This is a genomic window from Geobacillus sp. Y412MC52 (assembly GCF_000174795.2).
Classification (GTDB): Bacteria; Bacillota; Bacilli; order Bacillales; family Anoxybacillaceae; genus Geobacillus; species Geobacillus thermoleovorans.
The window spans coordinates 1,809,240-1,834,480 of the sequence record NC_014915.1; the positions used below are offsets into that span (position 1 = coordinate 1,809,240).

Genomic DNA, 25,241 nt, shown 5'->3' on the forward strand with positions numbered 1-25,241 from the left:
TTGCTATCTAATAAGTTTAGAACAATCCTTCGGAAACAGCCATCTATTTTTTAAGAAAAATAACGACAAAAGAAATGACCCATCCCGTTCCGGCCGGAATGGGCAAAACGTCGGGTCCGGCTATTTCGAATGCTTGGCGAAAAAACGAAGCGACCGTTCAATCACGAGCGGCTGGTCATGATCAAGTGTCGCGACATGATAGCTGTTTTTCAGCCGAACGATCTCTTTGTCTGACGAGTGGACGCCGCGAAAAATGATGTCCGCGTTCTCAGGCGGCACGACATGGTCTTCGTTCGAGACGAAAATTAAAATCGGGCATGTCACACGTTCCAGCTCGCCTTTCACTTGCTCCATCAGCCTAGCCAGCTGAAGAAGCGAAGCGGTCGGCGTTTTCTCGTATGCCAGCTCTTTCACATCCGGATTTTTCAAGTCCGAACCGATCGAATCCAGATACCTCGGCAGCTCGCCGCCACCCGCTAGACCAGCGCGGATGGCCGGGATGTCAATCGCCGCATTGATAAGGACGATGCCGCGGATGGACGGGTAACGTTCCGCCATATAAAGCGTCAGCGTCCCACCCATGGAAAGACCGGTGACAAAAATGGTTTGGCATCGTTTTTTCAGCCATTCATATCCTTCTTCGACCGAGGCGATCCAGTCGTGGAACGTCGTCCGCTCCATGTCTTCATAATGCGTTCCGTGCCCTTTTAAGCGCGGCAGGCAGACCGTGTAGCCGGCTTTCGCATACGCCTCAGCGAGCGGGCGCATGCTGTGGGGCGTGCCCGTGAATCCGTGCACGAGCAGCACCCCGACCGGCCCGTTTTCGGCGTAAAACGGCTCGGCGCCCGGAAGCACCGGATATTGTTCGCTCATCTTCCTCTCCCCCTTATCTAGTCAAACCCGTTCCTCTCACCATATTCGCCGCCGCACCTCTTTTTTCCTTTTTTCATCGGGCGCCGTTACCACATCGACAACCATGACCGCCACCATTCGTGAAACAAGCCGTTGAATCCAAAATAGACGAACGCGATCCAAGCGATGCCAACCAATGCTTTTTCCATCCCCTTTCCCGTCCGATAGAGCGGCACTTTCCACCGCTTGGACGAAAACGGCCAAAACAGCGGCACTCCCTGGACGGAAAAAAAGTCTTCCACAATGTGAAACAAGTAGCCGAGCACGAGCCCCGCGGTAAACGGCGACGCCGAATCTCGCCAGACGAGGGCGGCAAGCACCCCCCAGACGATGAGCGAATGCGTCATGCCGCGATGGCCGAACGCTTCTTTCACTTTGCCGGCGACGCCGAACGAACGGCGGCCGACGTATGACGACGGCTCATCAATATCAGGAAGAAGGCTGCCGATGACAAGCCCCGCCGTATAGGCGGCGGTAAACGGCAGCTTTGTATGCGCGGCCGCCGCCGCGCCGAGGCATAATGTGGCAATGACATGGCTGGAGTATCGCAACGAAATCCCCTCAAACTTTTATCGTTTTCCCCATTATACCACAGAAAAGAATATTTGTTCGTTTCTTTGACGAATTTGTGACAATGCCGCGAAGTGTGACAAAGTTAACATCGCGTTATTGGCATCATGGTTATCGTTAAAAGTACAGAACGCGTAAAGGAGTTGAACAAAATGAAACGAAAACGCTCCCCGCTTGCCAACCGTTTCAAATATATTCGGCCGATTGAGCGCCAAGCCGACGGCCACAGTGAAACAACTTACGGCGACCGCGCCTGGGAAGACGCCTACCGCCGCCGCTGGCAGCACGACAAAGTCGTCCGCTCGACTCACGGCGTCAACTGCACAGGATCGTGCAGCTGGAACATTTATGTCAAAAACGGCATCGTCACGTGGGAAGGGCAGCAGCTTGACTACCCGTCAACCGGGCCGGATATGCCGGATTTTGAACCGCGCGGCTGTCCGCGCGGCGCGAGCTTCTCATGGTACATGTACAGCCCGTTGCGCGTCAAATACCCGTACGTGCGCGGCGTTTTGCTTGACATGTGGCGCGAGGCGCTCGCGGCTCATCCGAACAATCCGCTTGAAGCGTGGAAAAGCATCGTCGAAGACCGCGAAAAAGCAAAACGCTACAAACAGGCGCGCGGAAAAGGCGGGTTTGTCCGCGTCAGCTGGGACGAAGCGTTGACGCTTGTCGCCGCTTCCTTATTGTATACGGTTGTGAAATACGGACCGGACCGCAACATCGGCTTCTCGCCGATTCCGGCGATGTCGATGGTCAGCCATGCCGCCGGGTCGCGGTTTATGCAGCTGATGGGCGGGCCGATGTTAAGCTTCTATGATTGGTACGCCGACTTGCCGCCGGCGTCGCCGCAAATTTGGGGCGACCAAACGGACGTGCCGGAGTCAAGCGACTGGTACAACGCCGGCTACATCATCACCTGGGGCTCGAACGTCCCGCTCACCCGGACTCCGGACGCTCACTTTTTAGCCGAAGTGCGCTACCGCGGCACGAAAGTCGTCTCCGTCAGCCCAGATTACGCCGAGTCGACAAAATTCGCCGACGACTGGCTGTCGGTGAAGCAAGGGACGGACGGCGCCTTGGCGATGGCGATGGGGCATGTTATTTTAAACGAATATTACGTCAAACGGACCGTTCCATATTTTGAACGATATGCCAAAACGTACACCGATTTTCCGTTTGTCGTCACCTTAAAACAAAACGGCGGCGCATGGACGGCCGGCCGCTTCTTGTTGGCGAAAGACCTTGGCAAACAAACGAACAATGCCGAATGGAAGCCGGTCATCTATGATGAAAACACCGACTCGTTTGTCGTGCCGAATGGAACGATCGGCGCCCGCTGGGAGGATAAGGGGAAATGGAACTTGCGCCTCGTCGACGAGGAAACGGGGCAGCCCATTGAACCGCGCCTGTCGTTTTTAGGCAGCGAAGATGGAATCTTCCCGATTCAGTTGCCATATTTCACGGATGACGGTGGAAAAACAATCGAGCGTGCTGTGCCGGTGAAAAAAGTGCGCACCGAAACAGGCGACGTGTATGTGACAACCGTCTATGATTTGATTTTGGCCAACTACGGCATTGACCGCGGCATCGGCGGTGTCGTTGCCCGTTCGTACGATGACAACGTTCCGTTCACCCCGGCGTGGCAAGAGGCGATCACCGGCGTCAAGCGGAATCTCGTCGTCAAAATCGCCCGCGAGTTTGCCGACAACGCGATCGACACAAACGGCCGGTCCATGATCATCGTCGGCGCAGGAATCAACCATTGGTATAACTCCGATACGATTTACCGCGCTGTGTTGAACTTGGTGTTGTTCGTCGGCGCTCAAGGGGTGAATGGCGGCGGCTGGGCGCATTACGTCGGGCAAGAAAAACTGCGCCCAGCGGAAGGATGGCAGACAATCGCCATGGCGCGCGACTGGGTCGGACCGGCGAAATTGCAAAACGGCACGTCGTTCTTTTACTTTGCAACCGACCAATGGCGCTACGAAGAGCGGCCGGTCGACGAACTCGTCTCGCCGCTGGCCAAAAAAGCGCGCTACTTGCATCCTGGCGATTACAACGTCTTGGCCGCGCGGCTCGGCTGGCTGCCGTCGTACCCGACATTTAACAAAAACGGCATCGAGCTGTACAACGAAGCCGTTCACGCCGGCGCCCGCACACCGGAAGAAATCGGCGCCTATGTCGCGAAACAGCTGAAAGAGAAAAAGCTGCAGAAGCCAATGAAAGAAGTCGTCGCCACTCCGCTGTTGCACGATACGGCGCAAGAGCTGGCGCAGCCGTTCGGTGAAGTGAAAGACTGGAGCAAAGGCGAAACCGAACCGATTCCGGGCAAAACGATGCCGAACATTCATGTCATCGAGCGCGACTATACGCTCATTTACGATCAAATGACCGCCCTGGGTCCGAACGTCGCCCGCCAGCCGATCGGCACAAAAGGGATTGCCTGGTCGGCGAAAGACGAGTACGAACAGCTGAAACGCCGGCTCGGCACTGTCCGGCGCGCCTCGGTCGCCGATGGCTGCCCGGATATCAGCGAAGCGAAAAAAGCGGCTGAAGCGATTTTGACGCTGTCATCAACTACAAACGGCAAAATGGCGGTGAAAGCGTGGGAGGCGCTTGAGAAAAAGACGGATTTGAAATTGGCCGATTTAGCGAAAGAACGCGAGGAAGAATGCTTTACGTTTGCACAAATCACCGCCCAGCCGAAAACGGTCATCACCTCGCCGGCGTTCAGCGGCTCGGAAAAAGGCGGGCGGCGCTACTCGCCGTTTACGACGAACGTCGAACGGCTCATCCCGTGGCGGACGTTGACCGGCCGGCAGTCGTTTTACATCGATCATGAACTGATGCACGAGTTCGGCGAAACGATGGCGACGTTCAAGCCGGTGTTGCCGCACCGTCCGTTTTCAAACAAACGCCCGAAAGAAAACGGAAAGGAAGTCATCTTGAACTATTTGACGCCGCATAACAAATGGTCGATCCACAGCATGTATTTCGACTCCTTGCCGATGTTGACGCTTTTCCGCGGCGGGCCGACCGTGTGGATGAACAAAGATGATGCGGCCGAAGCCGGCATCAACGACAACGACTGGATCGAATGTTTCAACGAAAACGGCGTCGTCGTCGCCCGCGCCGTCGTCTCCCACCGGCTGCCGCGCGGCATGGCGTTTATGCACCACGCGCAAGACCGCCATATTAACGTGCCGGGCACGAAGCTGACAAACAACCGCGGCGGCACGCACAACAGCCCGACGCGCATCCACGTAAAGCCGACGCATATGATCGGCGGATATGCACAGTTAAGCTACGGATTCAACTATTACGGACCGACGGGCAACCAACGCGACCTGTACGTCGTCATCCGCAAACTCGAGGAGGTTGATTGGCTTGAAGATTAAAGCGCAAGTCGGCATGGTGATGAATTTGGACAAATGCATCGGCTGCCATACGTGCAGCGTCACGTGCAAAAACACATGGACGAACCGCCCCGGCGCTGAATACATGTACTTTAACAACGTTGAAACGAAACCCGGAATCGGCTATCCGAAACAATGGGAAAACCAAGAGAAGTATAGAGGCGGCTGGGAGTTGAAAAACGGCGAACTGCAGCTCAAATCCGGCTCGAAAGCGATGCGGCTCGTCAACTTGTTCTACAATCCGTACCAGCCGACGATCGACGATTACTACGAACCGTGGAATTACGACTATGAAACGTTGACGAACAGCCCGCCAAAACAATACCAGCCAGTGGCGCGGCCGAAATCAAGCATCACCGGCGAATGGATGGAGCTGTCATGGGGGCCGAACTGGGAAGACGACCTGGCCGGCGCCCATGTCACGGGCTTAGTCGACCCGAACGTCATCAAAATGGAGCAATCGATCCAAGCGGAATTTGAGAACGTCTTTATGATGTACTTGCCGCGCATTTGCGAGCATTGCCTCAATCCGTCATGCGTATCGAGCTGCCCGTCAGGCGCCATGTACAAACGCGACGAGGACGGCATCGTCCTCGTCGACCAAAACGCCTGCCGCGCTTGGCGGTATTGCGTCACAAGCTGCCCGTACAAAAAAGTGTATTTCAACTGGCAGACGAACAAAGCGGAAAAATGCACGCTCTGCTTCCCGCGCATCGAAGCCGGCATGCCGACGATTTGTTCGGAAACGTGCGTCGGCCGCATTCGCTACATCGGCGTGATGCTGTATGACGCTGACAAAGTGAAAGAAGCGGCGAGCGTCGAAGATGAGAAACAGCTGTACCATGCCCAGCTCGATATTTTCCTTGATCCGAACGATCCGGCCGTCGCCGCCGCCGCGAAAGAAGCCGGCATTCCGGACGAATGGATCGCCGCCGCGCAGCGCTCGCCGATTTACAAAATGATCGTCGACTGGAAAATCGCCTTGCCGCTCCATCCGGAATACCGGACACTGCCGATGGTATGGTACATTCCGCCGCTTAGCCCAATCATCAATACAATCGAAGGAAAAGGAAGCAGCGCCAGCGCCAATGACATTTTCCCGGCGATTGACAACATGCGCATTCCGATCGAGTATTTGGCGAATTTGCTGACGGCGGGCGATACGGCGCACATCCGTACGACGTTGAAAAAAATGGCAGCCATGCGCTCATACATGCGGGCGAAACAAACGAACAAACAGCCGGACATCCGCCTCGTCGAATCGCTCGGCCTAAGCCGCGAAGACATCGAAGAGATGTACCGCCTGCTCGCGATCGCCAAATACGAAGACCGGTTCGTCATTCCAGCATCGCACCGCGAAGAAGTCGCTGACTTGTACGCGGAACAAGGCAGCTGCGGGCTGGCGTTCGCCGGCGGCCCGGGCGCCTGCGGCACGCTGTAAAGGGAGAAGGCGGGGCTCCCGCCCCCTTCAACAATGAAATGGAGGATTTACGATGAACAGCGAACAACAACAAACGGTCTTTCTATGTGTATCGTATTTGTTGTCTTACCCGGACGAACAGTGGGCCCAATCGCTTCCTGACTGCCTAGACGCCATCCGCTCGCTTGACGATGAAACCGTCCGCGCGCCGCTTTTGGCGTTTGCCGAACAAATCAACTCCATCCCAGCCCGTCAGCGGATGGAGCAGTATGTCGAAACATTCGATTTTGGCAAAAAAACGAATTTGTACTTGACGTATATGACAAACGGCGAGCAGCGGGAGCGCGGAATCGAACTCGTCGCCTTAAAAGCGCGCTACCAGGCGGCCGGATTCGCCGTCTCCGATCACGAGCTGCCCGACTACTTGCCGCTCATGCTTGAATGGATGGCCTATGCAGATCAAGAGCATACGACTGCCTTGCTCGCCGATTATGCCGGCCATATCCGCGAAATCGGCGACCGGCTGGCAGCGGCAGGCAGCCCGTATGCACAGCTGTTTGACGCGCTCAATCACACATTCACTCAACTCGGCGTGACGCCGATCCCGAAAGGAGGTGCAACGGCATGGCCAGCCAATTTCTCTGGGTGATTGTTCCGTATTTGGCGCTTGTCCTATTTGTCGCCGGCCATATTTGGCGCTACCAGCGCGACCAGTTTGGCTGGACATCAAAATCAAGCGAACTGCTCGAAAAACGGCAGTTGCGCCTTGGAAGCCTTCTGTTCCACTGGGGCATTTTGTTCGTGTTTGTCGGCCACGTGATGGGCATTCTCATTCCCGAGCCGTTTTACGAAGCGCTCGGCGTGACAGAAGAGATGTACCACGCCCTCGCCTTGGCAGGCGGCATTCCGGCCGGCTTGGCGGCGCTCGCTGGTTTCGTGATCCTTTTTCGCCGCCGCTTGACAGTCAAGCGCGTACGGGTGACAAGCAGCACCGGCGACTGGGTCGCGCTCGGATTTTTGCTTGTCGTGATCGCCAGCGGGTTGTCATCGACATTGCTGAACGTCAACTCACATGGCTTTGACTACCGAACGACGATCGGTCCATGGTTCCGCGGCCTTCTCACATTCCGCCCGGACCCGGTTTATATGGAAACGGTCCCGCTTTGGTTCAAAATCCATATTCTCGCCGCGTTTGGCTTGTTCGCCGTCTGGCCGTTTACCCGCCTCGTTCATGTATTCAGCTTTCCGCTCCGCTACTTGCAGCGCAGCTACGTCGTCTACCGGAAGCGGATGCCAAAACAAGCGGAACCGTTCGACCGCGCTCAGTGAGCGAGCGGCGGTCATCACCTAAGGACCACCAAACAAAAAAACGGGGCGCTCCCAATCAGGGGGCATCCCGTTTTTCGTCTCACCGTTACTCGTTCATGCGCACAAACAGCTTCTCTTTTTCCTCATCCGACAACAGCCGCTCGGCCATCGGAAAGAGCACGTTTTCTTCTTTCATGAAATGCTCATCCAAAATATGATGTGCCTCAATGACCGCACCGGCGAGCGTCAACAAAGGGCTTACGCACCAAAGTAGCGTGCGAGCGTCACGATCATCGCTCCCATCCGCTCATGTTCCGGGGCGATGACGCGATCGACTCCCTCTTCTTCCAATGCTTCTTTTGTCACTTTGCCAACGGCGCAGGCCACGACATCGGTGCGAAACGCGTCAAGCAGCGGTGCGATCTCTTTTTTCTCGCGGGCGAACGAAAAGAAAAAGCGGACTTGCATCGCTGAAGTAAAACAGACGGCATCGACTTCGCGCCCGACGATTTCTTTATACAATGTCGCCAGTGTCTCCTCATCCGGAGCGATATGCCGGTATGGCAACAATTCCGTATACAAAGCGCCTTGTTCAAGAAAAAACTGCTTCAAGGCTGGCGCGGTATCGCCGTACAGCTGCACAACAACGTTCTTATCCGCAAAGTCGTGCCCATAAAGAGCAGCAATCAACCCTTTCGTCGTCCCGTCCTCGCTTACTGCCACCGGAGTGACGCCGATTTGTTTCAACGCCGTCACCGTTTTATAGCCGCGGGCAGCCACGTTCGCTTCCTTGATCGTTCGATGCCATTGGGCAGCCATTCCCTCCCGGTCGGCCGCTTCCAACAGCGCCTCGAAGCCGATTCCCGTCGTAAATACGATCCAGTCCGGCCGCATGGCGATGACGGTTCGCATTTCCTCTCCCAGTTCGCTTCCCTTTGAAAAGACGGTCCCTTGCGCCGGACGAATGATGGCCGTTCCTCCTTGCTTTTCAATAAGTGTTGTCATTTCGTCCAGTTTGCGTGACGCGCACAAGGCAATCCGTTTGCCATGCATGTCCCTTCCCCCTTATGGTCAGTCGTTCGTCCTTTCCATTCTAAAAGATGGTCTTTGCCTATGCAACAAAAACCATTCCGCTCCCTGGCACATCGCAACGCGAATGCCGCCTTCATTGGGTATAGCGCCCAGCGCAACAGAACAGACCGCAGGCAGAAACAGCCGACCACCATCAAAAAACACGCGCCCAAAGACGCGTGCCCTCCGTTCAACGAGTATGTACCATGGCCTCTTCTCCCCGACGGTCAAAGGAACCGATGATGCGCGTCGGCTCGACGGAAATGATCCGGTCCAACGGAATATTCATCAGCCGCATTTGACGGTTGTAAACGAACAATTTGCGCGTGTCCTGATACAGCTTAACCGGCAGCACGACCACTTCCCCTTGATAGGTTTTTACACGCACCGGCTGCTTCTCGGCAATCCACGCCGACAGCTGTTCATACCATTCCATTCTGTTTGTTCCCCCTTCTCATCCAATCCTACTTATGATTATAAACGGAAAAAGCGGAAAAAAGGGGGAAAGAAAAATCAACAAATTCGACGAAGGGATGACAAACCGTGTCGACAAATGCTCGGCGCACGGAACATTTCCGTGCGCCTTTGGAGGTTGTCAGCGGTAGATCAACACGCGCGCTGCCGTGCGGTCAGCGCTTTCACCGATGACGCGGATTTTTAGGCCATAGTTGGGCACGTTCCGGCCGGCGTCAACGGCCCCTTTATTGTCATACGACCGGCTGTCGTCAAACACCGGCGTCGGCGATGTATCGTTGTCGATCAGCTGTGAGCCATTGATCGCCACGCGGAATGAGGCTCCTTTTTGCAGGCTGAACGCCGCATCGTGCACTTGATAGCGAGTCGACGCTGTCGTGTTGCCCGACCATTTCAATGTATGCTGGTCGGCATCCACAACGCCAAGAAACCCTTCGCCCGGATGGACGCCCGTCCAGTTGTTGTCATAGCCTTCATCTACATACCAGACGACAAGACCTGGATCGTACGAAAGGAGCCGGCCGCCGCGCAAAATATGGGCGAGCCCTTCATCGACGCCGCGGTGGTTGCGCCATTCAAGCAAATAGTAATGATCCGAGTATCGCTTACCATTACTCTTTTCAAAGCCGGTCATCACAAAGGAGCTGTCCCCTTCGGCGCCGTCGGCAAGCACAGCTGCGCCATCTGCCGTCACTTGAATGTTGTCAACATACCAGCCAGCTTCCGACACCGCTACATCAGTGATGTAATGGAAGCGAAGGTCAATCGTTTGTCCTGCATAGGCCGACAAGTCAAATTCCGCCTTCACCCAGCCGTTTGACGTACCGGTAATGCCGTTGCCCGGGTTTTGCCCGTACGGATTGTTGGTCGTCGTAATGTTTCCTTGAATTGTTGTCCATTCGTTGCTGCCATGCGGTTTTACTTCTACCGCCCCATAATCCCAGTCTTTCTCAATCGCATACCATGTATCAAAAGCCAGCGTCGCCTTGGACGCTCCCGTCAAATCGATCGTCGTTGACATCGTATGATCTAAGTTGTTTCCACTGCCGGAGAAATATGCATACGCACCGCTTGGCGGAATGGTGACGACCGTCTCTTTTTTCGGCAAATTGATGCGCACGGCATCGTTGTTCGTCCCTTTCGTGCTCGCTTCATCGAGCACGACTTCAACACCGTTTTGCGTCACTTCGTTCCACTCAACGGTCGTTCCGCTCAGCCAGTTGCTGCCGGGCATTGTCGACTGCAAAAACTGTTTCGCCCAGGCGCTGAAGCCGGTCGGCTCGGTGCCCGGAATGCGCCCTGCCCAGCTGCCGCTCGACATGATGGACCAATAGGCGATCGGCTCACCTAAACCAGAGTAAATCGTATCGTATTCATCCGGCAACCCTAAATCGTGGCCGTATTCGTGAGCAAACACCCCCGCCGCCCCGTCAGCCGGCTCAATCGTATAATCGTATGCCGCTAGCTGGCCGCGCCAATACGGCACATCGGTCGTTGTGTTCGGGATTCGATAGACCGATCCTAAATTCCAGCGGTGCGACCAAATCGCGGCGCCGCCGAGCGAACCGCCGCCCGCCTCTTCACCGACGCTGGAGTGGATGATCATTAAATGGTCGATCAAGCCGTCCGGCTCGCGATAGTTGCCGTCGCCATCCAAATCATACCGATCCTCTTGGTCAAACTCGCGCAAATTGATGCTCGGGTCTTTCGCAGCCGCCGCCAGCGCTTCGCGCACAAGCGCCCGTGGATTGGCGTCATTGCCATCCGGCGCCGGTACATTTCCGCCATAGTATTTAGCCGGATACTTCGCCTGATACCAGCCTGCCACTTTTCCTTCAATGGAATAGCTTCCTCCCGATTGCTCTTCATAATATTTTTTCACCGAAATGAGCTTCTCGCCATTCGGCCCATCGTAATAGCCGTCATCGCCGCCGAAAATCATATCTTCATAATGTTCGCGTGTATAATCTTTATAATACATATCCGTTTCAGTTGGCTGAATGTTGTTATGCGGAAAGTCCGGATATTCGATGAGCAAAACGAGTACACGGTCGACCCGCTTGCCGCCGTTCCATGGCTCCGGCTTGACGGATGGCACGGAAGCCGTTTTCGATTGTCCGAGCTTTTTCCCTTTCCCGTTCAGCACGCCATTTGTCTGCTGTCCGTCCTGCATCGCCTCGGCGCGCTTTGCCTCTTTATTGTATAATTCTCCTTTTCCTCGCGGCATATGAATCGCCTTTTGCCGCAAATAGTCGCGCACTGCTTGTTCCACCTCAGCAGGAGTCGCATCAGCGCGAAGCTTTCCGCTCTGTTTCAACATTTCCGCCAGCTTTTCCTCATTGGCAATCGCAAAATCGACCGGTCCCCCTTGCTTCACAGCCGGAATGCCGGAGGCGTTAGCCGCTTTCGGCGCTTCCGCCGGAGATGCCCACAGCCCGATGCCGAGCGACAGCGCGGCAACGAGTGAAGTGATCGAACGCTTAGACAGAAAAACCCCTCCTTCACTATGATAGAATATATATACAATTAAAATATTACAAAATAGTTTAATAATAATAAATCACTACTTTACTAAATAAACAAAAAATAGTTCTTTTTTCCTGCTCTTGTCGAAAAAACAAGATTTATATCAAAAAAAGGCTATGAATTCGACCTTAACATGCGGGTCGGTTTCCGGTTACAATGTAATATATTCGCAGTTTTTGTAGAAATTCTGGTTATGCAGCTTGACGATGGGAAAGAAGGTGCCGCGATGCTGAATATTTTCAAAGACTTTTTGCTCAACTTGTTTTTCATCCTTCTGCCAGTGTTCCTCGTTCCCCTCTGTACGGAGCAGGAGAAGAGGCCAAAACGATTCCGCCTTTATTTGCCGACCATTTGTTACGCCGTCGTGATCATGTTATGCATCACCCTCCCGGCCAGAACAGAGAATGACTTTATCTTCGACTTGCGGCAAATTCCTCTATGGCTTGGCGGTTTGTACGGCGGAGCGGGGGCGGCGACGGTTTTAGCGTTTACGGCGATCGCCTACCGCTCGCTGTTCGGCGGAGCTGGCGTCTTCGTCACCGTCGTCGTTTCCATCGCCATCGCTGCAACAAGCAGTTTATTGACAAAACGGTTTGTCGAGCTGCCAACCAAACAGCGCACGCTGTTCGCTACATCGCTCAGCTTCGGCTCTGGCCTATTGACCGTCGCCATAGCGGAGTGGATGGCTGCTGCGGTTTCTCCTCCGCCTTCCGTTGCGCTTATCTTTTTGTTTGTACAGCCCATCAGCATGCTCATCGTTTGTTCGTTTCAGGAAATGGTGCACCATAACATCGCGCTGCGCAAACGAGTGATTCGGGCCGAGAAAATGGAAGCCGTCACCCATTTAGCTGCTTCCATCTCCCATGAAATCCGCAATCCACTCACCGCGGCGCGTGGGTTTATCCAACTGATCGAAGAGCAGCCGCTCGCTGCCGACAAACGCCGCCAGTATGCGCGCATCGCCATTGAGGAGCTTGACCGAGCTGAAGCGATCATCACCGATTACTTGACGTTTGCCAAGCCGGCGCCCGAGACGCCGGAAAAGCTGAACGTGAAGCTCGAAATCGAGCGAGTCATTGACATCCTCCGCCCGCTCGCCAATATGAGCTGCGTCGATATTCAAGCGACGCTTGCCCCATTTTCCGTCATCGGTGAGCGCGAAAAATTCCGTCAATGTTTGCTCAACGTAATGAAAAACGCCATCGAAGCGATGCCTAACGGCGGGACGTTGCAAGTATACGTCTCCATTGACAACGGACGCGTGCTCATCCGCATCGCCGATACCGGCGTTGGCATGACGAAAGAACAGCTCGAACGGCTTGGCGAACCGTATTTTACGACGAAAGGCGTCAAAGGCACGGGGCTCGGGATGATGGTCGTCTACCGCATCATTGAATCGATGAACGGAACGATTCGCATCGAAAGCGAAATACATAAAGGAACGACGGTGTCGATTTATTTGCCGCTCGCACCGTCTCCTTCTTCCTCAACGATTTCTGATAAAGAGAAACAGCTGTTTGCCGCCTTATGATATAGCGAAGACCGGCCGCAAGGGCTCTTGTGAACAAAGGTCAACATATCGATATCCTGTATGCCCAGCCATCAAAGTGCCCTTTCTTTTGGTCTGGGCATCTTTTCCTTTAGCCGCCCTTCGCACGGATGAGTAAACTATTTTTGGGTAAAATTCAGGAATAGATCCCCAGTTGCGAACGGATCACCCTGGTTTAACATCACAGCGGTTTCTGCTACAATACTATCGAAGCGAAACACATCGAGGGAAAAGGAGACAGTTGCATGATTCACGTCAAAACGGAACGGGAAATTCAATTGATGCGCGAGGCGGGGAAACTCTTGGCCGCCTGTCATCAAGAGATCGCCAAACGCATCGGACCGGGCGTCACAACGATGGAAATCGACCGGTTCGTTGAAACGTTTTTGGCCAAATACGGCGCCAAACCGGAACAAAAAGGATACCGCGGCTATCCGTATGCGACATGCGCTTCCATTAACGATGAAATTTGCCACGGGTTTCCGCGCAACGAGCCGCTGAAAGAAGGCGATATCGTCACGATCGACTTTGTCGTCAATTTGCGCGGAGCGCTCGCCGATTCCGCCTGGACGTACGCCATCGGCGACGTCGGTGAAGACGTGCAAAAACTGCTTAACGTCACCGAGCAGTCGCTCTATAAAGGAATCGAGCAAGCCGTTCTCGGCAATCGGATCGGCGACATCGGCCACGCCATTCAAACGTACGTCGAAGCGCACGGCTTTTCCGTCGTCCGCGATTTCACCGGACACGGCATCGGCCCGACGATCCACGAAGAACCGTATGTCCCCCACTTTGGTGAAAAAGGAAAAGGGATGCGTTTAAAGGAAGGGATGGTCATCACGATCGAACCGATGGTCAACATGGGGGCATGGCAAAGCAAAATGGATCCGAACGGCTGGACGGCGCGAACGATCGACGGCTCGTATTCAGCGCAATATGAACATACGATCGCCATTACGAAAAACGGACCACTCATTTTAACGACGCCGGCGTAAGGGCAACGGCGCCAGCCGGCTTTTTGCCAATAGAAAAACCCGGGCAAACGATTCGCCCGGGTCTTTTCTATGCTTTTCCCCATTTGCTGACGGTATGATTCAGCCATCGTCTTTCCTTATGTTTAATATTCACATAATATAATTATGGTTTCATCCTCCAATGACTTTCACGTAAAACGTCCGGTGGCGCGGCCCATCGTACTCGCAAAAATAGACGCCTTGCCACCGCCCAAGGAGCAGACGGCCTTCATGAATGATGACGTGCTGCGACGCACCGACCGTGCTCGCTTTCATATGGGCGGCTGTGTTTCCCTCCATATGGCGGTCAAGCGGATGCTCCCACGGATATGTTTCATCAAAGCGGCGCATCATGTCGCGCTTGACATCTGGATCCGCGTTTTCGTTAATGGTGATGCCAGCCGTTGTATGCGGACAATAAACGACAGCGATCCCTTCCGTCACGTTAGCCTGGCGCACCGTCTCCTCGACGAATGAAGTAATGTCGATCATGTCATCCCGCTTTGCCGTGCGGATTGTAAACGAACGAAGCATACATTCCACCACCTGGGCAAACATTTTGTACTTCGCAAAAAAGGTTTGCTACTCTAAATAATATAACACAAAAAATGGAGTGAGAAATCGTTGGCCAAGCGCTATGAAAACTTAGACGGCGTCTCGACGCACAAAACATGGGCCGATTTCCGCCGCTGGCAGCGGGAGCGGAAACAAAAACAAAAAGATTTGTCCTACGTCGTGCCGCATGTTTCACCGCCTCAATACGAGAGGCTTCAGGAGCCGAATGGCAGGCCGCAGCTCTGTTGGGTCGGCCATTCGACCTTTGTCGTTCAACTCAATGGCATCACCATCGTCACCGATCCCGTCTGGGCGAATTGGATGGGCGCGGCCAAACGCTTGACGGCTCCCGGTGTTCCGCTTGACAAGATGCCGCCCGTGGACGTTGTGCTCATCTCCCACGGCCACTACGACCATTTGCATTTCGGCAGCCTCCGCCGCTTAAAAGGCGATCCGCACGTGTTCGTGCCGGTCGGCCTCGGCCGCTTGTTCCGCCGCCGCGGCTACCGCCATGTCACCGAACTGTCATGGTGGGAAACGGTCGTCTTCCGTGATGTGTCGCTGACGTTTGTTCCATCCCAGCATTGGACGCGGCGGACGCTGTGGGACACGAACACGTCGCATTGGGGCGGATGGGTGATCACATCAAACGGCGCGCCCACCATCTACTTCGCCGGCGACAGCGGCTACTTCCGCGGCTTTCGCGACATCGGTGAACGCTTTTCCATCGACTATGCTCTCTTGCCGATCGGCGCGTACGAACCGGAATGGTTCATGGGGCCGCAGCACACCACACCCGAAGAAGCGGTGCAGGCGTTTTTGGACTGCCGCTCCCGGCTGTTTGTGCCGATGCATTACGGGGCGTTCCGCCTCGCGGACGATACGCCGAAAGAAGCGCTTGACCGCCTATGGGCTGAATGGCGGCGGCGCGGATTGGAAGAGGAGCGCTTGCTTTGCTTGAAACTCGGCGAGGTGATCGATGCCGCCCAAGCGTTGACGGCCCTTTCCCCATTCGACAATTCGTTCAGCCAAACAAGCGCAATCACCATGGTGAAACAAGCGCGGCAAAAGGAATGAGCGCAACTTTATCCAAAAGAGCGAGCCAGTCCGCGGCTCGCTCTTATTCATTGAATTGGCGGTATACGTACGGCTCCTTCGGTTTGGCCACCCTCTCCCATGACGTCACTTTTACATACGGAAGCGTCATATGAAACGGCTGGTAATACATGGTGGATAGCGTACCTTTCACATGAATCCATTCATCATTTTGAAGCGGCGCCGTCTTTGGAAACTGAAGGAGCAGCCCGTACACCCCTGAATCCGCAACACAATGAATGATTCCAAAGCGAAGGAGAAACGCCTCATTGGCGCGCGCCGTTTCTTCACGGTAGACAAACCCGGTGAATTCAATGTCGCGGGCGGCAAATTCGCCAGGAAACTGATAAATCGTTTCCATGGCATTTAAATAGTTTTGATCATTCAACTCCAAGCGAGGGAGACGGCCGTATTTTTTCAGCTCTTTTTCCATGGCATTTTGATAATCATCCCGCCCATAATACATGCTCGTATCCGGACGCAAAAACTGCCGCTGGGCAAACGGATCGCTGCTGTCAGCCGCCATCCCAGGAACATGAATCCCTTTCGCCTTTACGACTTCAGAATCCAGCGTCGCAACGGGAAACAAGAAGGCGGAAACAAGCGGAAAAACAAAAATAAGGTAATTCACCGCCCGCTTCCAGCGCGCGGACGGCTCATGATGATGATGGCCGCAGCATTCTTCCCCATGATCGTGCGGTTCCTCGTTGCGGCTTGCCAGCACAAATTGCACGATCGTTAAAAAAGCAAACACAAACATCGCACTAAACGAAATATACGAATACCGCATATTAATGTATTGGCTCAACTCTCCAGTAATATATAAATGAAAAAACAAAAACGCAAACCCAAGCAAAATATACATGCGAATCATGCCGCCACCTCCTTGCTAGATCAATAGCGATCCGGCAAACACAAACAACGTGATATAGGAAATCAGTTTCCACACAAACCGGGCGCGGAATGACTGAAACAACATGAGCGTATTTTTCACATCGAGCATCGGCCCGTAAACGAGAAACGCTGCCAGCGCGTGAAACGGAAATGTGCTTTGAAACGACGAGGCGATAAAGGCGTCCGCCTCGGAACAGAGCGACAGCACGAAGGCGAGCGCCATCATGACCAAAGAGGCCGCCACTTTCCCATTGCCGATCGACACAAGCGCCGACGTTTTCACATACGTTTGCATCGCCGAAGCAATGAACGCCCCAATGATCAAATACTTCCCGGTCGCAAAAAATTCATCGATCGTATGGCGCAGGGTGCCGACGATTTTCTCTTTCCAAGTACGGGGCATCATCGGCATCTCGCGCCGTTCATGGCGCAACTCGCTGCCTTCATGCCGAATCGCCATCACGGCACCGACAGCAACGGCGACGGCGCAAGCGAACAGCGCCCGGCACAATACCATCGTCCAACTGCTTCCGAAGGCGATATATGTCGAAAACAGCACAACCGGATTGATGACGGGCGCCGTTAACATAAACGGCACGGCCGCGTAAAGCGGCACCCCCTTGGCGACGAGACGGCGGGTGATCGGCACGATGCTGCATTCGCACGAAGGAAACAAAACCCCGACCAATGCCGCATAAACAATCGCCAAGCCGCGGTTTTTCGGCACCCATCGTTGCACGGTCTCTTCACTGACAAACATTTGAATGACTCCGGAAACAAACACCCCAAGCACGACGAACGGCAACGATTCAATCAATATGCTGATAAAAATCGTATTCAGCTGCAAAAACGTGTTCATCATGGGTTCTCCTCTCATTTACAACCGTTCATTTTACCATGAGAAATGGCCATTGTCATGAAAATTTGGTAAGAAAAATAGCAAACTCCATAACAAAAGAGACGCTCCGCCTTTGGCGAAACGCCTCTTCTTCTATTATTCTTCCACTTCTTTTTTCCACAACCCGACCATCAATGCGGTCACGATGGAACCAATCAAAATAGCCAATATATAAAGCCATGCGCTGCCTTTGACGATCGGGATGACGAAAATCCCTCCGTGCGGCGCCGGCAGCCCGATATGGAACCACATCGTCAACGCTCCCGCAACAGCCGATCCGGCGATAATCGATGGAATGACCCGCACCGGGTCAGCCGCGGCAAATGGAATCGCCCCTTCGGTAATGAACGAAGCGCCCATGATATAGCACGTTTTTCCGGCTTCCCGCTCGGCTTTCGTGAATTTCTTTTTAAAGAACGTTGTCGCCAGCGCCAATCCGAGCGGCGGCACCATCCCGCCAGCCATAATCGCCGCATGCGGCGCAAAGTTGCCAGCTTCAATCATCGCCAGCCCAAACGTATACGCCGCTTTGTTGATCGGTCCGCCCATATCGACCGCCATCATACCGCCCAACACCGCACCAAGCAGCACTAAGTTGGCGGTTCCCATGCCGGAAAGCCAATGTTTCAGCCCTTCATTCAACGCTTTGACGGGATCGATGACCACATACATCATCACGATGCCGGTGAGGAAAATACCGAATACTGGGTAGAGCAGCACCGGTTTAATCCCCTCAAGCGACTGCGGCAAGCGGCTGAACAGTTTCCGCAGCCCGACGACTAAATACCCGGCCAAAAAGCCGGCGATCAATCCGCCCAAAAACCCAGCGCCGCCGTTCGCCGCCAGAAAGCCGCCGACCATCCCCGGCGCAAACCCCGGCCGGTCGGCAATGCTCATGGCGATGAATGCAGCCAGTACAGGGACCATTAACGCGAACGCATTGCCGCCGCCAATGTCCATTAACAGTTTGGCAAACGGATGATACGACGGATCTTTCGGATCAAACGCCTTAATGCCGAACGTGAAGGAAAGCGCAATCAAAATCCCGCCGCCGACGACAAACGGCAGCATATTCGATACGCCGTTCATCAAATGCTTGTAAAAACCGGTTCGCGGTTTCGCCGCTCCCACGCTGCCTCGTGCCGCACCGCTTGCCCGATAAATCGGCGCGTCTTGGCGCAGCGCCTGCTCGATGAGCTTCTCTGGCTCACGGATCGCCTGGGCGACCGGCACTTGAATGACATGTTTGCCGTCAAAACGGTCCATCTCGACTTGTTTATCGGCCGCCACAATGATCGCCGTTGCTTCTTCAATCTCCTTCGCCGTCAGAGCGTTTTTCACCCCATCGGAACCGTTTGTCTCGACTTTGATGGATACTCCCATTTCCGTTGCTTTCGCTTTCAGCGCATCAGCGGCCATATACGTATGAGCGATTCCTGTCGGACAAGCGGTCACCGCCAGCACTTTCCGTCCGCCGCCAGATGGCGCGCCTTGCAGAGACGGTTCTTCCCCTTTGTTCTCTTTCTCTTTGAACAAACGGAGGATCTCCTCTTCATCCGAAGCACGCTCCAACCGGGTGCGGAACGAGGCATCCATCAACAGCGACGATAGTTTCGCCAACGCCTGCAAATGCGTCTGTTCCCCGCCTTCCGGGGCCGCAATCATGAAAAACAAATGGCTTGGCTGGCCGTCCAGCGACTCGTAATCAATCCCGGCGGTCGAACGGCCAAACGCCACCGCCGGGCGCTTGACCGCTGCCATTTTGGCGTGCGGAATGGCGACGCCATCTCCAACGCCGGTCGTGCTTTGTTGTTCGCGCGCCCAAATCGCTCGTTTGAACGCCTCCACATCGCTGACCGCCCCCGCCTCGGCGAGTTTCGCGGCCAATTCATCAATCACTTCCTCTTTTGTCTTTGCCCGAAGTTCAAGAATCATCGTTTCCTTTGTTAACAAATCCGTGACGTTCATCTGTACGCCCCCCTTGATTTCCTCCTATAAACGCACGACGCGGACGAGGTCGACGAGCGCTTTGACTCCCTCTTTCGTGCATAAATCTTCCGAAAACGCGGTCGCGCTTCCGGCGGCGACACTGTAAGCAAACGCTTCCTCAATGGATGTTCCGCTCGCCCAGGCGGCCAAAAATCCAGCGACCATCGAATCGCCCGCCCCGACCGAATTTTTCACCGTTCCTTTTGGCGCTTCGGCAAACAGCGTTGCTTCCCGGCCGAAGTAAAACGCCCCCGCGCCGCCCATCGAGACGATGAGATGCTCCACTCCTCTTTCAACCAACCGGCGGCCATAGAGGATGATTTCTTTTTTCGTCAGCACAGCGGCGCCAAACAGTTCGGCCAGCTCATGGTGGTTCGGCTTGGCAAGAAACGGCCGGCAGGCGAGCAGCGCCTCGAGCGCCGGACCGCTCGTATCGACAACAAGACGAACACGCCGTTTCACCGCTCGAGCCGCCAATCGCTCGTACATGTCCGCCGACAGCGACATCGGCGCGCTTCCGGCGAGCACAAGCACATCACCGGCCGAAAGCGTTCCGATTTTCGCTATCAATTGCGCTGCATCGTCATCGGCAATCATCGGGCCTTCACCGTTAATTTCCGTCTCCCGCCCAGCTTTCAGTTTGACGTTAATGCGCGTTTGCCCTGGGACATGAACAAAATCGCAGGCAATGCCTTCTTTCCGAAGCTCGCTTTCAATGAACCCGCCGGTGAACCCGCCGACGAATCCAAGCGCCGTGCTGTCAACACCCAAACGCTTCAACACGCGCGATACGTTGATCCCTTTCCCGCCTGGAAATGTGAACGTTTTCACCGAACGATTCAGTTCGCCAACATGTAGCTTATCGAGGTGAACGATATAATCAACAGATGGATTCAACGTGCATGTGTAAATCACGGAGCCACAACCTCTACTGTTGTTTTTGTTCGATACAAATCTTTCCACTCTTCGTCCAATTCATCGGTGATCAACACCGCTTCATGCAAATCCGCAATTTTCGCAAACGAGCTTTCATTCAACTTCGAATGGTCAGCAAGCACATACGCACGTTGCGCCAGCTGCATCGCCGTATATTTCACCAGCGCTTCTTCCGGATCCGGCGTCGTATAACCATAATCGTAATGAACGCCATTGGCGCCGATGAAGCATTGGTCAAAGCGGTACTGCCGCAGCGACTCGATGGCGCCCCGCCCGATCAACGCCTTCGTTTTCGGCTTGATCATGCCGCCGATCAAATACGTCGCCACATTGTGCTCAAGCAACCGCTCGACATGCATCACGCCGTTCGTGACAACGATGACCTCTTTGTCAGCCAAATGTGGAATCATTTCCCACGTTGTCGTTCCCGCATCTAAATAAATGCAGTTTCCTTTTTGCACCAAACTGGCCGCATACGCGGCGATCCGCCGCTTTTCTTCGATATATTTCAGCGACTTTTCCGATACGCTTAACTCCTCGCGCTTCTGCTGCAACAAGGCCGCCCCGCCGTGCACACGGCGCAGTTTCTTTTCGTTTTCAAGCTGCGTCAAATCGCGGCGAATCGTCGACTCCGACGCCCCGGTCGCCTCCACGAGCTCCTGCAGCTTGATGACTCCTTTTTGCGCCAACAGCTCCAAAATGAGGCGGTGGCGTTCTTCGGTCAGCACACTCCCACCTCCAATCATCGGGGATATCGCTTACAACTCTATCATATCCCAAGATAGTGAAAAAATCAATCAAAAACATTCATTTCCTATCAATATCATTCAATAAAGGGGAAAAATCATTCAAAAACATTCAAAACCAAAATAAAAAACACTTGCCATCGGCAAGTGCCTTCTTTCACTTAATTCAGTTGCTCCATCTCGGCAAGCGGCAAATAATGCTTCCGCACAAACGCGATAAACTTCGCCGCATAGACCGGATCAAACTGCGTTCCTGCGCAACGTTCGATTTCTTCAAGCGCCTCTTCAAACGTTTTCGTCGGCTGGTACGGACGCTCGGTTGTCATGGCGTCAAACGAATCGATAATACACAAAATGCGGGCCAGTTTCGGGATTTCTTCCCCTTTCAGCCCGTACGGATACCCTTTCCCATCATATCGTTCGTGGTGCAGCTCGACAAGCGGAAGCAAATCATCAAACCGCTTCTCCGCCGCCACAATCTCGCGCCCCCACGTTACGTGCTTTTTAATGATCTCCCATTCATGCTTCTCCAACTTTCCCCGCTTATTTAAAATATCGCGCGGCACTTCAATTTTGCCAATGTCATGGATGAGCGCCCCTAAAATGAGCGTCTGCCGTTCATGGTCGGTCAACTCATCAAGACGGCTGCCAAACTCCAACGCATATTTAAACACTCGTTTGCTATGGCGGTATGTATAGACATCTTTGGAAAGAAAAAATTTCACTTGCTGCTCGAGCGCTTCCAAATCTTGCTTGAAGCGAATCTCGTCCAAACTCATATTATGTTTATCATACAACTGAACGTTGTTTTTCCCTTGCGCCTTCGCGTAATAAAGCGCCTGATCAGCACGGTGGATGAGCTCATCGCTTTCATGCATATCCTTTTCCATCTCGGCGATGCCGCACGAAAACGACAGGCAACGATACGGAATATGCTCGACGCCTTCAAAATATGTATCGTTCACTTCTTTGCGCAACCGGTTTAAAAACGCGTACGCGTCTTCTTTCGTCGTGTTGGGCATTAAAATGGCAAACTCTTCTCCGCCATAGCGGGCGACCGTGAAGTTCGTCCCTTCCACCGCTTTTTGCAGCAGCTTCCCAAAAAAAGTCAACAAACGGTCGCCTTGCAAATGGCCATTCCGGTCATTGTATTTTTTAAAATCGTCCAGATCAAGGAACGCCAATGTCAACGGCTGTTTAAGCAGTTTGCAGTCGGAAAACTGCTCCTTGAGCGTTTCTTTGAAAAAGCCGTGGTTGTATAGGCCGGTGAGGTGATCTTTGTTGGCGCGGTTGGAAACTAACTCGTATAAAACTATAAATTTCCTAAATACTACTGATAGAATGATTACTAAAACAGTAAATAGAAATAGCCCAAAATACCGTTCTTTATCTAATAAAATAGCTAAAACAAGAGACAGTATTAAAGTAACACAGTAACTAACCATTGCTTCAAACAAGACACCAAAATTAAAAGCACCTTTATATACACGCTCTAAAAAAACAAAAAACATAAATATTAAACTAATATTGATAAGAAAGTACACCAACAAACTAACCATATAAGGAAACAAATAGTCAGTTTTAATTTCTCCAATCTGCCCGCCAAAATACAAAAAGGAATAAAATGCCCCTGCAATCATTAAAGAGTACATTGAAAGATTGAATAAGTGTTTCCACCATGCCATTTTTCTTTTATATAAAAACTCTACTAAAATGCTAATCAGTAGAACCTTCAACGCAAGAGAAATGCCGTATAAAAACATAACTGCTAGGTAAATAGCCGAATCCATCGAAAAAGAGTTGTCCTTAGGAGGAAGATGGACAGAAAAATAGCTCAATAAAAGAACAGCAGCAACTAAAAAATAAACAAAAACCCAATCTTTAAGAGATGGAATAGAAAATCCATCTCCTACAACAAAAGTTATCAAACTAATAAAAAAAATAAGAAATAAATATACTTTTCCTTGCCATTTTAATATTGGAGTCATCTTGATAACCACTCTCATTATCCAAAAATTCAGCCCATAGATCTGAGATGTGTTTAACTTAACGGTTGGAGAATTGTAGAGCACACAAACAAATTTCAGCTTCCAATTCTAAACCCCGACGTCAACGCTACAATCACCGAACCGAGGATGAACAAATTGATCAATACTTGTTTTACTTTGAATTTCATGTCCTTTTCCCCCTTAAAAAGTTTATTGATTCGCAGGAGCGGCCGTTGTTTCTTTCTCAGCATCGTCTGCCCCATGGCGCGGTGCGCTGAGCATCAGATGCTGGATGAACAAGAACGCCCCTACGTTCATCACAACGTCGCCGATGCTGATGACTTGTTGGCGCGGGTACGGCGGAGACAGCGGAATGATGTCGCCAAGAAACGGCAGAAGCGTATCCGATGTGATCGCCTGGTGCTTGCCGTACAGACCGGCTTTTAACGCTTCGATGTATTCGCGGCCGAGAAATTGGGCGGCTTCGATCGATACCGGCATCCGTCCGCCGTTTGCGGCCATGACGATAAAGTTGAGCAAGACGCCGGCGAAGATGACCGGAAACCCCGGCTGATGGCGGTTGAGCCACAGAAATGCGAGTCCTGTGATATAGACGAGAAGAAAAATAACGTTGCCCATTTTGGCGATCCACTCGATGCGTTCTTGAAGGAAAAAGACGATAAACTGCACCGCCAACAAGAGCGGAAACAACCAACCGCCGCGCAATTTCATGTTGGCCAACCCTTTCAAGCTTCCGCCGCGAAACCAGCCGATCAACAACGACAAAATGATTCCATCGTAAACCATAATGCTGTCCCCTTGATAAACAGAATTTTCTCTTTTTTCTAAACTGCTGTCCTCACTTCTATTTTTACCGTTTTTTTCATTCTATGTAAATAGTCCGTTCGTCCTAACTGCAAACAAATTTTGATGAATATCGTTTCCTTCTTTTCGTTTTCGTCATTCTTTGAAACAAGAAACGACAAAAACAGCGGCATGTATATCCATTGAATAGTGAAAAAGAACCTACCCTCAATGGAATGATCCCCCGACTGCGCAAACACTTAGCGGCAGGAGATTCTTGGGCGCGCCTGCCCACAGCCAGCAAGCCGTACTCGTTCATCTCACCGTTCCGCTTCCGCGCTTATGCGGATTGGCTTCACGGCGCAAGATGACAAACGGATGATCCGTCGCAACAATGAATATTCCTCATTCCTCCTGCAAGACAAAGGTATTTGATAAACCCACTAAATCCCCCCACGCAATAATAAAGATAGCCGTCGTTGATCCGTTCCGTGGCGCGGCTGTTTCATGTTTCACTGCTTGACGCTTCCGACCTCACTATGTCCGGCATGGCATAACACACAGACGGTATATCCGTACAAGCTCACTTTATGCGCCACTCCTCTTTCCCTTCTAACGACATCGATTCTAAAAATGCGGCATGCGTTTTTCTCGTTGAAAGACAAAAAGCCCTTTTTTATTATTCCGTATTGCTTTTCGGAAGATAATTGTTATAATTGTTTATACAGTAATAATCTTATGGATAAAAACGTCCTTTTTGTCCATATTATGGAAAGGAGATGGAAAAGAAATGGACGCGGAAATGTTGGGAAGCAAGGATGACAAAACGTATACACGTCGGATTAGCCAAGTCGGGAATAGTTTGTCCGTTAGCATCCCGAAAGATTTAGCCACGATGCTAAACCTAAATAAAGGCGATGAAATCGAAATATATTACGACAAGGAACGAGGGGAAATCGTGATGAAACGCGCAAACCGAATTCCAAAAGAAGTCCGTCCTGAAGTCGTGATGGCGATGAACCGCGCGATCTCCAAATATGACGAAGCGCTGCGCAACTTGAAATATAGATAAAG

Annotated in this window: 21 protein-coding genes and 1 pseudogene; 8 read left to right on the forward strand and 14 right to left on the reverse strand. The window is 52.7% G+C overall.

Annotation, left to right across the window (positions count from 1 at the left end):
* Positions 1–120 precede the first annotated feature (120 nt).
* Positions 121–873 carry an alpha/beta hydrolase gene (locus GYMC52_RS09000; protein WP_013523829.1) on the reverse strand — a complete coding sequence of 251 codons (753 nt, stop codon included), beginning with the start codon at positions 871–873 and terminating at the stop codon, positions 121–123.
* Between the two features lie 86 nt (positions 874–959).
* Positions 960–1,463, reverse strand: a complete 504-nt coding sequence (locus tag GYMC52_RS09005) for a metal-dependent hydrolase (protein ID WP_013145254.1) — start codon at positions 1,461–1,463, stop codon at positions 960–962.
* Positions 1,464–1,634: 171 nt separating this feature from the next.
* Here GYMC52_RS09005 and GYMC52_RS09010 point away from each other — a divergent pair, with 171 nt between their 5' ends.
* The 4 genes from GYMC52_RS09010 to narI are packed head-to-tail and all read left to right on the forward strand — an operon-like array spanning position 1,635 to position 7,650.
* Positions 1,635–4,883 (forward strand): nitrate reductase subunit alpha, encoded by a 3,249-nt coding sequence (locus GYMC52_RS09010; RefSeq protein ID WP_013523830.1) that lies wholly within the window; start codon positions 1,635–1,637, stop codon positions 4,881–4,883.
* On the forward strand, positions 4,873–6,342 hold the full coding sequence (gene narH / locus GYMC52_RS09015) for a nitrate reductase subunit beta (protein WP_013523831.1): 1,470 nt from the start codon (positions 4,873–4,875) through the stop codon (positions 6,340–6,342). The genes GYMC52_RS09010 and narH overlap by 11 nt, the downstream gene beginning before the upstream one ends.
* 52 nt (positions 6,343–6,394) lie before the next feature.
* Positions 6,395–6,970: a nitrate reductase molybdenum cofactor assembly chaperone gene (narJ, locus tag GYMC52_RS09020; RefSeq protein ID WP_013523832.1), complete on the forward strand. Its 576-nt coding sequence runs from the start codon at positions 6,395–6,397 to the stop codon at positions 6,968–6,970.
* Positions 6,946–7,650, forward strand: coding sequence for a respiratory nitrate reductase subunit gamma (narI, locus tag GYMC52_RS09025; RefSeq protein WP_013523833.1), 705 nt, complete (start codon positions 6,946–6,948; stop codon positions 7,648–7,650). The genes narJ and narI overlap by 25 nt, the downstream gene beginning before the upstream one ends.
* Before the next feature lie 85 nt (positions 7,651–7,735).
* On the opposite strand, the pseudogene GYMC52_RS18645 reads toward narI, so the two are convergent.
* The 4 genes and pseudogenes from GYMC52_RS18645 to GYMC52_RS09040 form a co-directional block, all read right to left on the reverse strand.
* A pseudogene (locus GYMC52_RS18645) lies at positions 7,736–7,879 on the reverse strand (hemerythrin domain-containing protein); the annotation flags it as partial.
* Between the two features lie 8 nt (positions 7,880–7,887).
* Positions 7,888–8,682 carry a uroporphyrinogen-III synthase gene (locus GYMC52_RS09030; protein WP_013523834.1) on the reverse strand — a complete coding sequence of 265 codons (795 nt, stop codon included), beginning with the start codon at positions 8,680–8,682 and terminating at the stop codon, positions 7,888–7,890.
* 208 nt (positions 8,683–8,890) lie between these two features.
* Complete coding sequence (locus GYMC52_RS09035) at positions 8,891–9,136, reverse strand: hypothetical protein (RefSeq protein ID WP_013145247.1); 246 nt, start codon at positions 9,134–9,136, stop codon at positions 8,891–8,893.
* A 159-nt stretch (positions 9,137–9,295) separates the two neighbouring features.
* Positions 9,296–11,662: an immune inhibitor A domain-containing protein gene (locus GYMC52_RS09040; RefSeq protein ID WP_041469461.1), complete on the reverse strand. Its 2,367-nt coding sequence runs from the start codon at positions 11,660–11,662 to the stop codon at positions 9,296–9,298.
* 264 nt (positions 11,663–11,926) lie between these two features.
* On the opposite strand from GYMC52_RS09040, the gene GYMC52_RS09045 reads away from it, so the two are divergent.
* Positions 11,927–13,231, forward strand: a complete 1,305-nt coding sequence (locus tag GYMC52_RS09045; RefSeq protein WP_013145245.1) for an ATP-binding protein — start codon at positions 11,927–11,929, stop codon at positions 13,229–13,231.
* Between the two features lie 263 nt (positions 13,232–13,494).
* Entirely contained in the window at positions 13,495–14,244 is a 750-nt protein-coding gene (gene map, locus GYMC52_RS09050) for a type I methionyl aminopeptidase (RefSeq protein ID WP_013145244.1), read from the forward strand.
* A gap of 150 nt (positions 14,245–14,394) precedes the next feature.
* Here the strand turns inward: map and GYMC52_RS09055 are convergent, their stop codons facing one another.
* Complete coding sequence (locus tag GYMC52_RS09055; RefSeq protein WP_013523836.1) at positions 14,395–14,796, reverse strand: secondary thiamine-phosphate synthase enzyme YjbQ; 402 nt, start codon at positions 14,794–14,796, stop codon at positions 14,395–14,397.
* Positions 14,797–14,886: 90 nt separating this feature from the next.
* On the opposite strand from GYMC52_RS09055, the gene GYMC52_RS09060 reads away from it, so the two are divergent.
* The gene (locus GYMC52_RS09060; RefSeq protein WP_013523837.1) at positions 14,887–15,894 is read left to right on the forward strand and encodes an MBL fold metallo-hydrolase; all 1,008 of its coding nucleotides are present in this window, start codon (positions 14,887–14,889) and stop codon (positions 15,892–15,894) included.
* A 43-nt stretch (positions 15,895–15,937) separates the two neighbouring features.
* Here GYMC52_RS09060 and GYMC52_RS09065 read toward each other — a convergent pair whose 3' ends face one another.
* The 7 genes from GYMC52_RS09065 to GYMC52_RS09095 form a co-directional block, all read right to left on the reverse strand.
* Positions 15,938–16,786: a TIGR03943 family putative permease subunit gene (locus GYMC52_RS09065; RefSeq protein ID WP_013523838.1), complete on the reverse strand. Its 849-nt coding sequence runs from the start codon at positions 16,784–16,786 to the stop codon at positions 15,938–15,940.
* Positions 16,787–16,801: 15 nt separating this feature from the next.
* Positions 16,802–17,668: a permease gene (locus GYMC52_RS09070; protein ID WP_013523839.1), complete on the reverse strand. Its 867-nt coding sequence runs from the start codon at positions 17,666–17,668 to the stop codon at positions 16,802–16,804.
* 132 nt (positions 17,669–17,800) lie between these two features.
* The gene (locus GYMC52_RS09075; RefSeq protein ID WP_013523840.1) at positions 17,801–19,672 is read right to left on the reverse strand and encodes a PTS fructose transporter subunit IIABC; all 1,872 of its coding nucleotides are present in this window, start codon (positions 19,670–19,672) and stop codon (positions 17,801–17,803) included.
* A 24-nt stretch (positions 19,673–19,696) separates the two neighbouring features.
* On the reverse strand, positions 19,697–20,608 hold the full coding sequence (gene pfkB / locus GYMC52_RS09080; protein WP_013523841.1) for a 1-phosphofructokinase: 912 nt from the start codon (positions 20,606–20,608) through the stop codon (positions 19,697–19,699).
* A complete protein-coding gene (locus GYMC52_RS09085; RefSeq protein ID WP_013523842.1) occupies positions 20,605–21,357 on the reverse strand; it encodes a DeoR/GlpR family DNA-binding transcription regulator in 753 nt (250 codons plus the stop codon). Before GYMC52_RS09085 ends, pfkB begins: the two co-directional genes overlap by 4 nt.
* Before the next feature lie 179 nt (positions 21,358–21,536).
* Positions 21,537–23,363, reverse strand: a complete 1,827-nt coding sequence (locus GYMC52_RS09090; RefSeq protein ID WP_013523843.1) for an HD-GYP domain-containing protein — start codon at positions 23,361–23,363, stop codon at positions 21,537–21,539.
* A gap of 210 nt (positions 23,364–23,573) precedes the next feature.
* Positions 23,574–24,170: a DUF5317 domain-containing protein gene (locus GYMC52_RS09095; RefSeq protein WP_013523844.1), complete on the reverse strand. Its 597-nt coding sequence runs from the start codon at positions 24,168–24,170 to the stop codon at positions 23,574–23,576.
* 787 nt (positions 24,171–24,957) lie between these two features.
* Here GYMC52_RS09095 and GYMC52_RS09100 point away from each other — a divergent pair.
* On the forward strand, positions 24,958–25,239 hold the full coding sequence (locus tag GYMC52_RS09100) for an AbrB/MazE/SpoVT family DNA-binding domain-containing protein (protein WP_013523845.1): 282 nt from the start codon (positions 24,958–24,960) through the stop codon (positions 25,237–25,239).
* Positions 25,240–25,241 lie beyond the last annotated feature (2 nt).